Origin of the sequence: Gottfriedia sp. NPDC057991, from assembly GCF_042886615.1 — a bacterium.
In the GTDB taxonomy this organism is placed as follows: Bacteria; Bacillota; Bacilli; order Bacillales; family Bacillaceae_G; genus Gottfriedia.
The window spans coordinates 677,498-692,716 of record NZ_JBHVQN010000001.1 but is presented as its reverse complement, the minus strand read 5'-3'; the positions used below and the strand labels follow the sequence as shown (position 1 = coordinate 692,716).

The following is a 15,219-nucleotide window of genomic DNA, read 5'->3' as shown; positions in this document are numbered from 1 at the left end:
CTTAGGCCTTTACCAAGAATAATGGTTGACCGTATTCTACTAATTGACCATTTTTAGCAAGTACTTCAACGATTTCGCCTTCAATTTCAGCTTCAATTTCATTAAAAAGCTTCATTGCTTCAACGATACAAACGATTGAATCATTTTTAATACGATCGCCGATTGATACGTATTCTTTTGCATCAGGAGATGGAGATGCGTAGAATGTACCTACCATCGGTGATGTAATCTTATGTAAGTTACTTGTATCTTCTTTTTCCACTACAGGTGCAGCAACTTCTGCAGCAACTGGTCTTTCTAAAGTTGCAACTGGAGCAGATGTAACTACAGGAGCTACCTCTTGGTGTAAAACAGGAGCAGATGTAACTACAGTTGTTTGTCCACCTTTTTTAATTTTAACGATAGCACCATTATCCTCAAATTCGAATTCATTTATTGTTGATTGATCGATTAACTTAATTAACTCTCTAATTTCATGAATTTTCATTCTGTTCACCCCTTAAGACATATAGTCTAATCTTATAACCTAATACTAAACTTTTCAACAAATTATTTTAACCAAAGTATTTCCTAATTATTTTTAGCTATTTTACAAGGAATATTTATATATTATTCCTTACCAAAAATAATTCAATATAAACTATTATAACAGGGAAAACCAAAGACAGAAAGTGCATAGGAATTAGGAATAATCCTAAAATTCACATTAATTATTTATAAGCATATTAAAAAAAATGAAGAGCCAGCAGAATAGTACCACTGGCAACAAACTATTTAAACAGAGGACAGCCCTTTATTTTAGCAATAACATACACATTGTTCTACTAAATAAGTACTTAGTCGATTTCCATATCAGGTTGGAAATCCACCTCACGCAGGCTTCATTTTTTGTGAAAAATCTGGTCTAACTGACAACTTGTTTTTATACAGAATGATAGCCAGTAGAATCACTTCTACTGGCTTTGTTCATATAATTATTTAACTTGGAATTTTACAACTACTAGTTTTTCACCTAAGACACTTCTTGTCATTTGAATAATGTCATTCGCTGCTTTTCTGCTTGGTTTTGCTGACGTTACATCTACTTTTACTTCATCTTTGTCAGAACGAACTAGTGCATCTTTATAGCCAGCTTCTTTAATCATAGTTTCTACATCTGATTCTAATGCAGTTAATTTTTGAAGTTCATTCATATTAGTGAATGCATCACTCTTCTCTTTTGCTGATGCAGTTGCTGAATCAACAGTAGATTTATATTCATCAATTAATTGACTTCTTTGATCTTCTTGTTCCATACGTTGTTTTAAGAATACTTCACTAGTAGAATTTTCTTGAGAAGCTGTTTCTTTATCGTTTTGTTTAGAAGTATTTGTTTTAGAAGTATTTGTTTTAGAATCAGTTTTAGAATCTGTATTAGAATCTGTCTTCTTAGTATCTTTAGGAGTTGAGTCTAATGAATCTGTATTTGTATTGTTATTCATGTTCATAAAACTTGTTGTTTTTAAATTATCAGGTGTCGTAACATAATAAACTGATAATACAACAACTAAACTTAACATTGTTAATAACCAAATCGTTTGTTTTTTCATTTAAATTTTACCTTCTTCCTCTTATTTTTTTGGTTGTACAGAGACACGATAGCTTGGTACATCAAGTAATCGCGTTACAGCTTCTCGAATCATTTGCTTTACTTCAAGGTTTTCTGCGCCTTTTGCAATAATGAGTACACCTCTAATTCTTGGCATTTGAGTTTCGGCTACAACAGGTTCTTGTTTATCACCGTTATCAATAATGACTACTTGCTCTTCTTGTGATTGATCATCAATATTTCGTTTCCCACCTTGTTTATCTGTTTCCTCAGTTTCTTGAGAACGATTCGTTTTATTTGTTTGATAAACGTTCTTTCCACTACCTTCAAGATTTACTACTACTTTTACATTACTTACACCAGCCATATTATTTAAAGTCTCTGTTAGCTGCTGCTCGTATTTTGTTTCATATTCTTCCATTTTGTTTGATGATGATTTTCCACCATCACTTCCAAGAGTCTCAACAGCTTTATCATTATTTTTTGGTGTTCCACTCGTTTCTGTCGAAATAGGTGAAAGCATTGAATTCGTTTTTTGATTTGTATTAGCAAATAGACTGCTAGCAATCATCCAACAAATCCCGAGTCCGAGTAGAGCTAGTACATATTTTCTCGTCAGTTTAAATGGACTTTTTTCTTTGTCAGAAGAGGTTTTGTCATCGCCATTTCCTTTTAGAAAGTCTGCTAATTTTATTGGTGGAAGCTTTTTCTTCATTTGTCATTACTCCCCTCCTTCCATTTTGACTTCGATTTGCTTGTCCTCAAGCTCCCATTTATTTGCTAAAAAAGTTTGTAACTCTTGTTGTTTAATTTTTTCATCGTCTGTCTGAACAGGCTGATCGGTATTAATTGATACTTCTTGAACAGGCTCTACATTGCTTGTCTCATCTTTTTTAGGGCCTACGTAAACGATTACTTTAGAAAGATCATGTGCTGTTTTTACTGTAGTAACTCCATCTTTAACTTGTAAATCCACATTTGTAATGACCTGTTCAAATTCTTTTGAAAAGCTTTTTTCAACGTCCTTTTTCATTTGGACAGCCATTTGTTTTAATATATATGCACGTTCTGCTTCTTGTATTTCATTTTTCTTATTATTTATTTCATTTTTTATTTCGCCATTTGCTTCATACGTTTTAGACTGGTACCCAGCTAACACTTCTTGTATATTTACTCTGAATAATTGAAAAATTGGTTGGAGCATCATGACAATTAATAATAGACTCGCTACAAATCGTACATATTTTGCTAAGCCGGTATTTGGAATTAACATCATAATGACGGTTGCAACTAATATATAGACGATAATATTTGAAACCCAGTGTATAAAGAATTCCATTTTTTCACCTACCTAAACATGACGACAATGTTTCCTGCCGCTATTATTAAAGTCATACTTAAGAAAAACATTAATGAAACGATTGATAAACAAACAAATAAATAAGTTACACTTTTTCCGATCGTATCAATCGTGCTAATGATATTTTTGCTTCCAACTGGTTGTAAGATCGCCGCTGAGAATTTATAAATTAAAGCTAAAACTAATATTTTAATAGCTGGGAATACAACGATTGCTAATAAAGTAACTAAACCTACAATCCCAACTGTATTTTTTAATAATAAAGATGCACTAATAACTGTATCTGTAACGTCTGCAAAAACTTTACCAACAACCGGAATAAAATTACTTGTCACAAATTTAGCTGTTTTTACTGCTACCCCATCCGTTACTGCAGTCGTCAAACCTTGTACACTTAAAACCCCTAAAAAAATAGTTAAAAAGATTCCTAGTACACCTACAGCAACATTTCTTATTAAAGAAGCTAATTTTGTTACCTTCAACTCATCATTAATAATGCTTACAATACTTAAAATTGTAGATACAAGAATTAAAGGTAGTACAAAATACGTCACTAGTAATCCGCTTGTATGCATTAAAAATATTAAGATTGGATGGAAAACGCCAACAGATATGACACCACCTGAAGTCGCAATCAAAGCAAGTAAAATCGGTATTAATGCTCGTAAAAAATCAATCATGACTGTAATTGCATCTTGAGTGGCCTGCGTGGCAATATAGAAACTATTTAATGCAAAAACTACCAATACTAGAAAAACAACATTATCAGCAATCTTACTGACCGTACTCTTCTCAAATGCATTTTGTAATGATTGGAGTAAAGAACTAAAAATTACTAACATAATTAAGATCCCTAATATTTTTCCATTACTTAATAACTCAAAAAATATATATTTAGCAAATGCAATAAACCATTCTTGCAATGAAAATTTCTTTTCTCCCTTAATAAATTGGATAAAGTCCCCTTTTTGACTTTCTGGTAAAAAACCACCATATTGATGAACAACTTCATCCCAATATTGTTGAACTTCATCGATCCCTAACTTTTGTATTTGTTCATTTACAATTTCAGCAGGTGGAGGAGCAGCTTGTACAATTCTTGGTACTAAAAAAAAGAGAGCAAAGAAAAGAAGAAAAACTTTCATCCTTTTTGACATAATGTCCTCCTTTCCTTACATCTAAGAAATTTTTGGTAAAAAACTTAAAATTGTTTCGATTAAAGCTGTTAAAATCGGTACTGCAAGAACCAAAATGAGTACTTTCCCCCCTAATTCAATCTTGGAAGCAATTGCTCCTTGGCCTGCATCTTTCGTAATTTGAACTCCAAATTCAGCTATGTATGCGATCCCAATTATTTTTAATAAAGTTTCAACATACACATTTTTAATACTCGCCTGATTTGCTAGCTTTTGAATTTGATCCAATAAGAATTGCACCTTATCTAATAAAAATAGAAATAATACACAGCTTATAAAAACAGTTATTGCTAAAGTAAAATTATTCATTTTAAATTGATTTAATAAAAGAATGACAAATGTGGCGGCTAAACCAATACCGACAATTTGGATGATTTCCAAAGACTCTCACCCCTAATCTAATGAAATAGAAATACATCCCGAACTTTATTAAATAGATCACCAGCTTTTGTGATAACTTGAAGAAATACGATAATGAATGCAGTTATAATCGTCCATGTAGCAAACTCTTCCTGTCCGGCTTTTTTTAAGACCGCATGGATAATTGCAGCAATTACTCCAATCCCAGCTATTTGAAACATCAGTGCATAATTTGTAATCAATTTAAACCCCTCCTACAAGAGTAATATAACGATTAATATTCCACTTAAAACTCCTAGCATTTTAGACATTCGTTCATAACTGCCCTGCGAATCGATTGCTTCTTGCTCTTCTCTTTCCAAATGTTTTAATGCTAAAATGATTTGTTTTTGTTGTGAATATTTATCATGCATACCAATCGTCTCACCAAACTGTAATAATACTTGTATATCAGACTCTTTAATCGAGACAGTTTTAGCATATTTCATTAATGAATTTTCCCAGGCTTCTTTCGCAGAAAATGCACTCGTTTCAAGTTGAATTGCAAAATCCTGTAAACAACTATTAATCGGTCCTTTTAATTGACTCGAAATTCTTCTAAACGCTTCTTGCAGTGGCAATTGACTATACATTACCTCTGCCTCAAGAGATTGGAGAGCCAACTTCCATCCCCGTAATTCTTTTGTCCGTTCTGATAATCTACCTGCAAAATAAAATCCAAGCCAGCTTGTTGAAAAAATAATAATAAGTGCTCCAATCCACCTCATTTAAAACACCGCCCTTGGATGAAATAAACTAGAGCAATCCTTATTTTTAATGTCTGTAACAGTACCAGGTGAAGGAAAACTTGAAATTTCAATAAACCGTTCAAATGTCCCATTTTGAAACAATGGCAAAAGAGAAGGGCGTTTTCTTATTTCCTCTAATGAATAGCCATGGACGGTCACTATTAATTGAACACCGGCAAAGATCGCTTCTAAAATTGCATCTACATCTTCCTTTTTTCCAATTTCGTCTACAAGAATGACATGAGGACTCATCGACCTTACAAGCATCATCATTCCTTCTGCTTTTGGACATGCATCTAACACATCGATTCTTTCACCAAATGTATATTGAGGTACCCCTTTAACTGAACCTGCTATCTCAGATCGCTCGTCAACAATGCCAACCTTCCCAGGCCTTATTCCCCTCATGGCATCACCTTGACTCACCACTCTAGCAAAATCCCTAAGTAATGTTGTTTTCCCCGCTTGTGGCGGGCCAATCAGCATAGTGTTTTTCCATCTTCCTTCATAAACATACTTTACAAATGGACTAGCTATTCCTACTTTTTCCTTTGCAATACGAAAATTATAAGAACTAATATCCCGAATCATTTTAACCATTCCGTTTTCAGTTACAACGCGACCAGCTAGCCCGACTCGATGGCCACCTTTGATCGTGATATAGCCTTTTTTCAATTCTTCCTCAATCGTATAAATTGAAAATTGACTTAGCTTTCCAAGAATCTGCCCGCCTTCTTCTTCTGTTAAGATATAAGGTATAAAATTTGACTGATTATTAGAAATCACTTCAACTGGTCGTCCGATTCTTAACCTTAATTCCTCTACTTGTTGTAGGTCTCCATATGAACGCTGTAGCTTTTCTTTAATTAATGTAGGCAATACGTTGAAAACCTCTTCCATAAAAGGTCACATCCTATCATTTAAAAACTGCCAACAATATTAAAAACACTCCACAAACTACTAAAACTAATCGAATAGGATCTAATTTAGATGCAACACCTATAATCCCAATAGCCATTGTTGAAATGAGGATAATAGGTCCGACAGTTGCCAAAACACTATTTACTGCTAAAGCCTTCTTAATGTCGTTTAAATATAAAATTGTAAAAGCAGCAATTAATTCTACACTTCCACCAAAAACTCTGAGCATTCCCATACTTAGTACTGCTCGATCCATTGAATCAATCCAATCCTTCATAGCTCCACACCTTTTTTCATTCTTTTTTATTACTAATATGCTGAATATGTCCATTTCAGAAGACAAACATTAATTAGAAGGCACAAAAAAGAGAGAAGTCGTATAACTTCTCTCTTTAGCATGTTGATATAAGACATAGTCAATATTGAAAAAAGGTGGCATGAGGTACTTTTAAAGCAAGATAATTTGGTTTTATGATTAATTTATCTATTTGAATAAGTTGATTGGAATGAATGTTGCTCGAATCCTATGGGAGATGCCGGAAGCCTAAAGACCCCGCAGGAACGAGGAGGCTCAGGTTCGGCCCCATGGAAAGCGAGCATCCTGTAATGGAAATCAACATGATAATACTTACTTTGAAACAAACTACTTTCTTCGTTGATTAAATATGAGATTTTAAAACCAAATTAAAATATAATATAAACAAAAAAGATTATAACCATAATAACTTGCAATACCGCTTTTGCTAATGAGCTACTAATAAATGAGACAACTGTCGCCCATGCTGATTTTATCGACTCTTTTGTATTCTTCCCTTGTAATTTCTCTGCTATAAAAACAGAAATGAATGGGACAATAATTAAGCCGAAGGGAGGAAAAACAAACGAGCCAACGATTACAGCTATACAACCTACTCTTTCACCAGTTTTTGTACTGCCGTATTTTTTAAGAAAATATTTATTAGCCAGAATATCCGCTAGAAAAATAACAGCTGTAAAAATCAGCATAATAATCCAAAACGACATATTTAAATTACTTTTATTAATACCAAAGTAATAAATTAAAAATCCTACCCATAATACTGGTACACCTGGAATTATTGGTTTGATTAGCGCAATAAACGCCAATGCAAAACAAATGATAATCAATGTCCAAAGTACGATTGATGTAACCATTTAATCACCCTTACTTATTTAAATTTGTTAATAAGAAAAAGAGACACTCTTTAAATAAGTGCCTCCATTTTTTACATTTAATTAAGCTTTTGAACGTGAAACGTAACTAGCTTCAGTTGTGTTAATAATTAATAATTCGCCTTCATTAATGAAGATTGGTACTTGTACTACTAAACCAGTTTCCATTGTAGCTGGTTTTGTAACGTTAGAAGCAGTATCACCTTTAATACCTGGTTCAGTTTCAACTACTTTTAGATCAACAGTGTTTGGTAATTCAACACCTAAAATTTCACTTTCAAAAGTCATGATATAAACTTCCATATTTTCTTTAAGGAACTTTAATTCACGTTCAATATTTGCTTCCGGTAATTCAATTTGCTCATAAGACTCATTGTCCATGAATACATGTTGGTTACCATTAGCATATAAATATTGCATTTTACGGTTTTGAATATGTGCTTTTGCTACTTTCTCACCAGCACGGAATGTTTTTTCTTGTACAGCACCTGTACGTAGGTTACGAAGTTTTGAACGTACGAATGCAGCACCTTTTCCCGGTTTAACGTGTTGGAAATCGATTACTTGCCAAAGTCCACCGTCAGTTTCAATTGTTAAACCTGTACGAAAATCGTTTACTGAAATCATTAAATATCCTCCTAAAAAATGAAATGGTTCTATAAGTATGTATTGTGTAAAAAAGAACCATTACTCTTACCATGAATTTCTTTTACAACTTTATATCATAAAGTAAAATACGCTTTTTGTGTAGTTCTATTTTCTAATCTAATGAAAACTTATAAAATGATTAGATTTTTTGGTGAAGACATTAAGTTTTCGTTACCACCAGTTTTAACGATTAAATCATCTTCTATACGAACTCCACCTAGATTTGGAATATAAATACCTGGTTCACAAGTTACGATCATATTTGGCTCTAATACTGTATCAGAACGGAATGATACGCCAGGTCCCTCATGTACTTCTAAACCAATACCATGGCCAGTTCCGTGTCCGTAATATTCTCCATAACCTTTTTCCGTAATATAATCACGAGTTAAAGCATCAGCTTCTTTACCAGTAATTCCTGCTTTAATTCCGTTAACACCACGTAATTGAGCTTCAAGAACGATATCGTAAATTTTCTTCAAATCAGAATGAGGCTCACCAACAGAAACTGTTCTCGTCATATCTGATACATACCCTTTATAGTATGCACCAAAATCTAACGTTACAAAATCACCCGTTTCAATTACTTTTTCAGATGCCACACCGTGCGGAAGAGCAGAACGAGTACCAGAAGCAACGATTGTATCAAATGATGATGAGGTAGCACCTAATTTACGCATAAAAAATTCTAACTCATTAGATACTTCTAATTCAGTAACACCTGGACGGATAAATCCTAAAATATGATTAAAAGCAGATTCCGCAATTTTAGCAGCTTCCTTAATGATTGAAATCTCTGCATCTGTTTTAATTAAGCGTAATTTTTCAATTAATCCACTTACAGGAACTAATTCTGCTTTTGCTACTTTGCGGTAAGAACCAAATTCTGTAAACGTAACATGATCTTGTTCAAACCCAAGTTTTGATACGCCAAGTTTCTCTGTTAAAGCTGCAACTTCAGCTGGAATTGAACCTTCATGCTTAACAATCTCATAACCTTCACATTGGCTAGTAGCTTGTTCAATATAGCGGAAATCAGTAATGAATAAAGCTTTGTCCTGAGTAATTAAAGCAACACCAGCAGAACCTGTGAAGTTCGTCATGTAACGTCTGTTGTATGTACTAGTTACTAATAATGCATCTAATCCTTTTTCTACTAAAGCTTCACGTAACTTTTTAATTTTTTCCATTGTTTTTCTCTCCCCTACTTATCTTTTTTAACGCACTTAAACCTAAATCATATCCATACACACCTAAACCAACGATTTGTCCTACAGTTACCGCAGCTAAAACTGAAGTATGTCTGAACTCTTCTCTTTTATGTATATTTGAAATGTGTACTTCAATAGTTGGTACGGTAATACTTGCAATTGCATCACGAATTGCATAACTGTAATGAGTAAATGCGCCGGGATTAAACAGAATCCCATCATAGACATTATTTGCCGCATGCAGTTTATCGATTAATTCACCTTCATGATTCGATTGAAAGCAATCAATCGTATCCCCATCTTCATGTGCAAGCGATGATAAATGATCCTCAATATCCTTTAATGTAGTCGAACCATAGATAGAAACTTCTCTCTGACCGAGCATATTTAGATTAGGTCCATTCAATAATAAAAACTTAGCCATTTTAAAAGTCTCCATCCATCATTTTTTGCATATTTATCCCAAACACACATATCTTGGAATACCCAAGGTTTATTTTATCATAGGCCAGACTATTTTGAATAGCCACGCAAATATGCCTTTTGCTCTTGAAATGCAAAAGAAACAGAATATGCAATAAAAGTTCCGTATAAAATGAATAAACAGATTGTAGTAACTGTCGTATCAGACGAATAATTCTTAATTGCTTTTAAATCGAATGCTAGTTTACCAAGAACAATAAAAACAATAACCCAAAGGAGTAATCCAAAAAATATGCCTGGCAGAACCCCGTTAAATTTTCTACCTATAAAATAAAATACAAATGCAATAATGATTGAAATAATGCCTATACCGACTATAGAAATTAAGTTTTCAATATAACCATTTGCCCATTTTCCAAGTTTGATTCTTTCTAAAACAAAATTTGGACCAATTTGAGTAAAATCAAAATAACTAAGAACTAACAAAACAATAGACCAAAATATACCACCGAAAAACCCAATACTAGCAATCTTATTAAAGTTTCTATTTGCTTTTGAATCACTATCGCCACCTTGCACTAGGTATTCATTTTGATTTTCACTTTGACTCTGATTTTGATCTTGGTTCTGATTTTGATCTTGGTTCTGATCTTGGTTTTGATTTTGGTTTTGATTGTTTTCTTGACCCTGCATTTCCTTTTCTTGTTCTTTATCTTTGTCCGGCATATATCATTTCCCTTTCCATACATCGCTAAATATCTCTGAGTATTATGTCCAACAAAGAAATTTTTAATGTGATTCTAAATTTTTATTAGAAAATTAAAAATATTGAGATTATTATTATATTTTCCTACTTCTTACTTGCACCATTATTATGCTTACATTTACAATAGATAGTAATAGATAAAAAACAAGTTTAGGTTGGTGCAACATGAGAGAGAAAAATAAAGCAGTTTATGGGGGGCAAGCAATCGTAGAGGGCGTTATGTTTGGTGGCAAAACACATACAGTCTCTGCAATCCGCAGGTCAAATGAAGAAATACAATATTATGAAGAACCGATACATATAAATCGGACAATGCAAAAATTAAAGAAAATTCCTTTTGTCCGTGGTGTAGTCGCGATTATACAAGCAAGCATTAATGGATCCAAGCATTTAAACTACTCAACTGAAAGATACGGGATTGATCCAAAAGATGATGAGGAAATTGCAATTGAGCGTGAAAAACAAAAAGGTACGCTTGCAACTTATCTCGGACTTTCATTACTAGCCGTTTTATCATTTTTAGTTGGTAAAGTTATTTTTACACTTGTACCAGTTCTACTGGCAGCAACATTGAAACCAATTTTTGAAACCGATTTTCAACAAGTCGTAATAGAAAGTGTCTTAAAACTAGGTTTTTTATTAATTTATATTTACTTAGTTTCCTTGACTCCATTTATAAAAAGAGTATTTATGTATCACGGTGCCGAGCATAAAGTGATAAATGCATATGAAAACAATATTCCTTTAACGATCGAAGGAGTCCAATCACAATCTCGACTACATTATCGTTGTGGAAGTAGCTTTATCCTATTTACTGTAATTGTTGGTATGTTCATATACTTCTTAGTTCCAACAAGCCCACTTTGGTTAAGAATTGTGGACCGACTTTTATTAATTCCAGTCGTTATAGGCGTTTCGTTTGAAGTTTTACAATTAACAAATAAAGTTCGAAATATTCCTATTTTAAGATGGGTAGGTTACCCGGGATTGTGGCTTCAATTATTAACAACTAAAGAGCCGTCTGATGATCAAGTTGAAGTATCAATCGCTTCATTTAACCGACTTTTAGAAGTGGAAAAAAATAACAAGATTTAATTGACAGAATTTTGTAAAAAATATCAACTTATTGGATAAAATGTAATAAACTATAAGAAACAATATTTTTCTAATACATTTAATAACTAATTTACTCTTCACTTAGGAGGTGCTTAAAGTGAATCAAAAAGTGTACTCATCAATATTTTATGGAATAATAGCATTAGCACTTTTTGGCTTAATTGCTCAGTTGATAAACGATCCAGCAAAATTATTACAACGATTTTTGTTTATTGGATTAATCCTTTTAATTATTTATTTTATTTATAGAGTTTTTTCATCTTCAAACAATCAAAGAAGCCAACAAGACTCCTATCGTAAGGCTGCAAAACAAACTATAAAAAAATATAACACTCAAAAATCTAGCTCGTTAAAAAAATCGATTAACAAATCAAAGCCCACTTCAAGAAAAAGTACCTCCACGCCTTTGTTAAAAAAACGAACAAAGGATGCAAGTCACCTAACTGTGATTGAGGGTGAAAAGGGCAAAAAGAAAGACCGTGCTTCCTACTAAGCACGGTCTTTTTAATTATTCGAATTCGATTGGGCTTCATTCGACTTTTGAATATTTTTTAATTCTTCGATTCGATTTTTATCTTCTTCAAAGTACTGTACTAGTTCTCCAATTCGATCAATCGCTTCCCAACTCATATGATGTTCCATTCCTTCAACATCTTGATAAATTAAGTTTTCATCTACACCAATAATTCTTAAGAATTGCTCAAGTAATACATGGCGATAGACAAGTCTTTTTCCCATCTTTTTACCTTTTTGTGTTAGGATTAATCCTCTATATTTTTCATAAATTAAGTAATCGTCTTTATCTAGTTTTTGCACCATTTTGGTCACTGACGATGGGTGTACAGATAATGCTTCGGCAATATCAGATACGCGAGCATACCCTTTATCTTCAATTAAAAGGTAAATTTGTTCAATATAATCTTCCATACTTGGTGTGGGCATGTTCTTCCTCCAATACAGTCTTTCAAACTTTATTCCGTCACAATAAGCATCAAATAAAATGATACAACACATAAACCAAAAGTGCAATTAAGGTGAACTCATTTAAATGATAATAGATCGTCATTCTGTATAAGAGTATGATGAAAATAATAAGAGTGTACCTATAAAATAGATACACATCATTATGTAAAATATTGAATTTCTCCATTAGGAAAATATTTTTTTATATAACCCGAAATTGTTTCTTCAATTGAAGCAGCTTCTTCTTTTTGATAAACATATTTTCCAATTCCATATTTTCCCCATTTATATTTTCTTTTTTCTTCATCCATTTCAAGTTTAGTATTAGGATACCTCTCTAGAATCACCTTTTTGGCAGGCTTAGTAAAACGATGTTGTATAAGTTCAAACGTCATCTTCTCATTTGCCAATTCACCTAATGCATCCTTTAATCGAATAAAAAGCTCCTCATAGCCCTCTTCCCAATCTTCATGCATATAAATTGGTGCAACAATAAAGCCAAATGGATATCCTGCATATGCAACTTTTTTTGCGGCTTCTATTCTCTCATCAAATGAACCAGTTCCAGGTTCGAAGTTTTTGATAACATATCTAGAATTTATACTGAATCTAAATGTTGTTTTCCCATTATGTTTTGCATCAAGTAAATGATCTACATGGGGAAATTTCGTTACGAATCGCAAACGACCATATTCTGTTTCACCAATGAATTCAATCGTTTTCTTAAGCGAATGTGTCAAATAATCTATGCCAACTATATCAGAAGTACAAGCAGCTTCAAACCTTGTAATCTCTGGCTCGCGTTCGTTCATATACTTTTTGGCTTGTGCAAAAATCTCTTCTAAATTTACATATACTCGAATATATGGCTTGGAACCTAGGGTTGTTTGCAAGTAGCAATAGTGGCAATGCCCCATACAGCCTGTAGCAAGAGGAATTGCATATTCCGCTGAAGGTTTAGATGTTTCAAACTTTAAAGTCTTACGCAACCCAACTACTAAAGTTGACTTGGCAATCCGGTATTTTTCCACATCATTTTCTCCAGGTAAATTTCGAATTTGATTATGGGATGTTGTTTCTCTTATTTCCAAACCCATCTGCTCAAATTTCTCCTTTAATTGCTTCCCTAACGGATACTCTAAAGCTTGAGGCTCAAAATAAACAAGCTTTGGTATAAAAGGCTTCATTTAATCTACTCCTTCTCCACTTTTTGATTAGTATTAACTACGATCTAAATTAATACAGTGGAAAAGGTAGGAAGTTCTATTGTGATGTAAATTGAGGTTTTTCATTGATGCCTAAAATAGACCTGATTGAGGGTATTTTATTGCTTGTTCTGCAATTTTCAAATGGATTTATTTAAAAAGTATTAATTTTTTATGGTATTACGCTACATTTCGGCGGTTCCATTAAAATTTTACGTTCAATATGACTTATATTATACCTGTACCCCGCTGGGATACCCCTAGCCGTATTGGTATCTTTTTGATTTATTTGCGTTTTTCCTATTTTTATTTGTGTTTTTCGTATTTTAATTGCACTTTTACCTTTTTTATTTGCACTTCCACATTTATTTGCACTCTTTCGACCTTTATTTGCGCCTCTCAGTTTTTATTTGCACTCTTTCTTCCTTTATTCGTCCTCCTCAATGCAAAAAAAAAGAAAGCCAAAAAGGCTTTCAATAAAAAACTACTTACGTAAATTCCATTCCTCAGTATTATATTTAGTAGCAGCTAATTCCTGTACTTCCTTCTCTTGAGCCTCTGTTAATTCATAAGGCACCAACTCGATATCTAAGCCAATTTCGAAGCCTTTTTCAAATGCTTCATACAAGTCAGCCATTGTTTTAGGAGTAGTACTTTCTGCATTGATCCATGTTGCACGATCTAAGAATCGTTTTTTCATTCTCTCTCTCACTGCGTCTGAAGAGAAAATATATAAGTCATATAGCATATCAACATCAATATTTAAAGGAATTGAACCGTGCTGAAGAATTGAGCCCTTTTGTCTCGTTTGAGCACTTCCAGCAATTTTTTTATCATTTACAACAACTTCGTACCATGATGGAGCATCAAAGCAAACGGCACTTGCTGGGTTTTTTAATTGATTTTTTTCTTCAGCAGTTTTTGGTACAGAAAAAGAAGCATCTAAACCAAGTAGCTTGTACCCTTCTAAAATTCCCATTGAAATAACTCGATATGCTTCTGTAACTGATACCGGCATATTTGGGTAGCTTTCTGGGACAATTACGCTATAAGTTAATTCATCGTGATGAAGTACACTTCTTCCACCAGTTTGGCGTCTTACGAAATCACCGTTGTATTTTTTTAATGCTTCTAAACTTATTTCTTGGTTTTTTTGGAAATATCCGATTGTTACAGTAGGATTTTCCCATTCATAGAAACGCAGTGTTGGAAGAAAACCTTCTTCACTTTGCCACTTGATTAAGCATTCATCAAGAGCCATATTATAGCTACCTGATTTTACTCCGCTATTAATAAAATACCACTTTGTCTTTGTCATGTTGAAAATCTCCTCATTTTTCGATTAAATTTTTACTTTTTTAATGAAAGTTTCTTGCACATTCCTACTAGAGAATTATAATAAGATAAGTAGGTAATTGAAAGGTGTTGAAAAATTTGAGTCAGTTTTTACCAATAATTTTTGTCGTACTAGGTATCATTGTAT

The 15,219-nt window shown here is 33.1% G+C and carries 20 protein-coding genes; 2 read left to right on the top strand and 18 right to left on the bottom strand.

The annotated features are described in order from the left end of the window. Position 1: 1 nt before the first annotated feature. The 15 genes from accB to ACFVR2_RS03350 form a co-directional block, all read right to left on the bottom strand. Positions 2-487: an acetyl-CoA carboxylase biotin carboxyl carrier protein gene (accB, locus tag ACFVR2_RS03420; protein WP_387358912.1), complete on the bottom strand. Its 486-nt coding sequence runs from the start codon at positions 485-487 to the stop codon at positions 2-4. Between the two features lie 487 nt (positions 488-974). After that, entirely contained in the window at positions 975-1,589 is a 615-nt protein-coding gene (locus ACFVR2_RS03415) for a SpoIIIAH-like family protein (protein ID WP_335409530.1), read from the bottom strand. A 21-nt stretch (positions 1,590-1,610) separates the two neighbouring features. Further along, entirely contained in the window at positions 1,611-2,303 is a 693-nt protein-coding gene (gene spoIIIAG, locus ACFVR2_RS03410) for a stage III sporulation protein AG (protein WP_387358909.1), read from the bottom strand. 6 nt (positions 2,304-2,309) lie between these two features. Further along, positions 2,310-2,927: a stage III sporulation protein AF gene (gene spoIIIAF, locus ACFVR2_RS03405; protein WP_387358907.1), complete on the bottom strand. Its 618-nt coding sequence runs from the start codon at positions 2,925-2,927 to the stop codon at positions 2,310-2,312. Positions 2,928-2,935: 8 nt separating this feature from the next. After that, a complete protein-coding gene (gene spoIIIAE, locus ACFVR2_RS03400) occupies positions 2,936-4,105 on the bottom strand; it encodes a stage III sporulation protein AE (RefSeq protein ID WP_387358905.1) in 1,170 nt (389 codons plus the stop codon). Between the two features lie 21 nt (positions 4,106-4,126). Continuing rightward, positions 4,127-4,516, bottom strand: a complete 390-nt coding sequence (spoIIIAD, locus tag ACFVR2_RS03395) for a stage III sporulation protein AD (RefSeq protein WP_069034314.1) — start codon at positions 4,514-4,516, stop codon at positions 4,127-4,129. 26 nt (positions 4,517-4,542) lie between these two features. Further along, complete coding sequence (gene spoIIIAC, locus ACFVR2_RS03390) at positions 4,543-4,746, bottom strand: stage III sporulation protein AC (protein ID WP_088072847.1); 204 nt, start codon at positions 4,744-4,746, stop codon at positions 4,543-4,545. A 12-nt stretch (positions 4,747-4,758) separates the two neighbouring features. Continuing rightward, positions 4,759-5,271 (bottom strand): stage III sporulation protein SpoIIIAB, encoded by a 513-nt coding sequence (gene spoIIIAB, locus ACFVR2_RS03385; protein WP_387358903.1) that lies wholly within the window; start codon positions 5,269-5,271, stop codon positions 4,759-4,761. Continuing rightward, positions 5,272-6,192, bottom strand: coding sequence for a stage III sporulation protein AA (gene spoIIIAA / locus ACFVR2_RS03380; protein ID WP_387358901.1), 921 nt, complete (start codon positions 6,190-6,192; stop codon positions 5,272-5,274). Positions 6,193-6,208: 16 nt separating this feature from the next. Continuing rightward, the gene (locus tag ACFVR2_RS03375; RefSeq protein ID WP_025672203.1) at positions 6,209-6,490 is read right to left on the bottom strand and encodes a YqhV family protein; all 282 of its coding nucleotides are present in this window, start codon (positions 6,488-6,490) and stop codon (positions 6,209-6,211) included. Positions 6,491-6,897: 407 nt separating this feature from the next. Further along, positions 6,898-7,386 carry a DUF456 domain-containing protein gene (locus ACFVR2_RS03370; protein ID WP_387358899.1) on the bottom strand — a complete coding sequence of 163 codons (489 nt, stop codon included), beginning with the start codon at positions 7,384-7,386 and terminating at the stop codon, positions 6,898-6,900. 81 nt (positions 7,387-7,467) lie between these two features. Continuing rightward, positions 7,468-8,031 carry an elongation factor P gene (efp, locus tag ACFVR2_RS03365; RefSeq protein ID WP_098120069.1) on the bottom strand — a complete coding sequence of 188 codons (564 nt, stop codon included), beginning with the start codon at positions 8,029-8,031 and terminating at the stop codon, positions 7,468-7,470. Positions 8,032-8,180: 149 nt separating this feature from the next. Then, positions 8,181-9,242, bottom strand: coding sequence for a M24 family metallopeptidase (locus ACFVR2_RS03360; protein WP_387358897.1), 1,062 nt, complete (start codon positions 9,240-9,242; stop codon positions 8,181-8,183). Continuing rightward, positions 9,229-9,687 carry a type II 3-dehydroquinate dehydratase gene (aroQ, locus tag ACFVR2_RS03355; protein ID WP_387358895.1) on the bottom strand — a complete coding sequence of 153 codons (459 nt, stop codon included), beginning with the start codon at positions 9,685-9,687 and terminating at the stop codon, positions 9,229-9,231. The genes ACFVR2_RS03360 and aroQ overlap by 14 nt, the downstream gene beginning before the upstream one ends. Before the next feature lie 89 nt (positions 9,688-9,776). Further along, positions 9,777-10,412: a YqhR family membrane protein gene (locus ACFVR2_RS03350; protein ID WP_387358893.1), complete on the bottom strand. Its 636-nt coding sequence runs from the start codon at positions 10,410-10,412 to the stop codon at positions 9,777-9,779. 205 nt (positions 10,413-10,617) lie between these two features. Here ACFVR2_RS03350 and ACFVR2_RS03345 point away from each other — a divergent pair, with 205 nt between their 5' ends. Further along, entirely contained in the window at positions 10,618-11,547 is a 930-nt protein-coding gene (locus ACFVR2_RS03345) for a DUF1385 domain-containing protein (protein WP_387358891.1), read from the top strand. Positions 11,548-11,665: 118 nt separating this feature from the next. Then, complete coding sequence (locus ACFVR2_RS03340) at positions 11,666-12,061, top strand: SA1362 family protein (protein WP_387358889.1); 396 nt, start codon at positions 11,666-11,668, stop codon at positions 12,059-12,061. Between the two features lie 11 nt (positions 12,062-12,072). Here ACFVR2_RS03340 and mntR read toward each other — a convergent pair whose 3' ends face one another. From mntR to ACFVR2_RS03325, 3 genes are all read right to left on the bottom strand, one after another. Continuing rightward, complete coding sequence (gene mntR / locus ACFVR2_RS03335; RefSeq protein ID WP_387358887.1) at positions 12,073-12,510, bottom strand: transcriptional regulator MntR; 438 nt, start codon at positions 12,508-12,510, stop codon at positions 12,073-12,075. A gap of 182 nt (positions 12,511-12,692) precedes the next feature. Continuing rightward, on the bottom strand, positions 12,693-13,718 hold the full coding sequence (splB, locus tag ACFVR2_RS03330; protein WP_387358885.1) for a spore photoproduct lyase: 1,026 nt from the start codon (positions 13,716-13,718) through the stop codon (positions 12,693-12,695). Positions 13,719-14,220: 502 nt separating this feature from the next. Continuing rightward, entirely contained in the window at positions 14,221-15,054 is an 834-nt protein-coding gene (locus tag ACFVR2_RS03325) for a lipoate--protein ligase family protein (protein WP_335475207.1), read from the bottom strand. Between the last annotated feature and the right edge of the window lie 165 nt (positions 15,055-15,219).

What these genes read in the sequence shown, in the direction of transcription:
- ACFVR2_RS03415 (WP_335409530.1), bottom strand. Translation starts at nt 1,589, where the DNA reads ATGAAAAAACAAACGATTTGGTTATTAACAATGTTAAGTTTAGTTGTT.
- ACFVR2_RS03375 (WP_025672203.1), bottom strand. Translation starts at nt 6,490, where the DNA reads ATGAAGGATTGGATTGATTCAATGGATCGAGCAGTACTAAGTATGGGA.
- spoIIIAF (WP_387358907.1), bottom strand. Translation starts at nt 2,927, where the DNA reads ATGGAATTCTTTATACACTGGGTTTCAAATATTATCGTCTATATATTA.
- aroQ (WP_387358895.1), bottom strand. Translation starts at nt 9,687, where the DNA reads ATGGCTAAGTTTTTATTATTGAATGGACCTAATCTAAATATGCTCGGT.
- ACFVR2_RS03360 (WP_387358897.1), bottom strand. Translation starts at nt 9,242, where the DNA reads ATGGAAAAAATTAAAAAGTTACGTGAAGCTTTAGTAGAAAAAGGATTA.
- spoIIIAB (WP_387358903.1), bottom strand. Translation starts at nt 5,271, where the DNA reads ATGAGGTGGATTGGAGCACTTATTATTATTTTTTCAACAAGCTGGCTT.
- spoIIIAA (WP_387358901.1), bottom strand. Translation starts at nt 6,192, where the DNA reads ATGGAAGAGGTTTTCAACGTATTGCCTACATTAATTAAAGAAAAGCTA.
- spoIIIAG (WP_387358909.1), bottom strand. Translation starts at nt 2,303, where the DNA reads ATGAAGAAAAAGCTTCCACCAATAAAATTAGCAGACTTTCTAAAAGGA.
- ACFVR2_RS03325 (WP_335475207.1), bottom strand. Translation starts at nt 15,054, where the DNA reads ATGACAAAGACAAAGTGGTATTTTATTAATAGCGGAGTAAAATCAGGT.
- accB (WP_387358912.1), bottom strand. Translation starts at nt 487, where the DNA reads ATGAAAATTCATGAAATTAGAGAGTTAATTAAGTTAATCGATCAATCA.
- spoIIIAE (WP_387358905.1), bottom strand. Translation starts at nt 4,105, where the DNA reads ATGTCAAAAAGGATGAAAGTTTTTCTTCTTTTCTTTGCTCTCTTTTTT.
- ACFVR2_RS03350 (WP_387358893.1), bottom strand. Translation starts at nt 10,412, where the DNA reads ATGCCGGACAAAGATAAAGAACAAGAAAAGGAAATGCAGGGTCAAGAA.
- splB (WP_387358885.1), bottom strand. Translation starts at nt 13,718, where the DNA reads ATGAAGCCTTTTATACCAAAGCTTGTTTATTTTGAGCCTCAAGCTTTA.
- efp (WP_098120069.1), bottom strand. Translation starts at nt 8,031, where the DNA reads ATGATTTCAGTAAACGATTTTCGTACAGGTTTAACAATTGAAACTGAC.
- ACFVR2_RS03370 (WP_387358899.1), bottom strand. Translation starts at nt 7,386, where the DNA reads ATGGTTACATCAATCGTACTTTGGACATTGATTATCATTTGTTTTGCA.
- ACFVR2_RS03345 (WP_387358891.1), top strand. Translation starts at nt 10,618, where the DNA reads ATGAGAGAGAAAAATAAAGCAGTTTATGGGGGGCAAGCAATCGTAGAG.
- mntR (WP_387358887.1), bottom strand. Translation starts at nt 12,510, where the DNA reads ATGCCCACACCAAGTATGGAAGATTATATTGAACAAATTTACCTTTTA.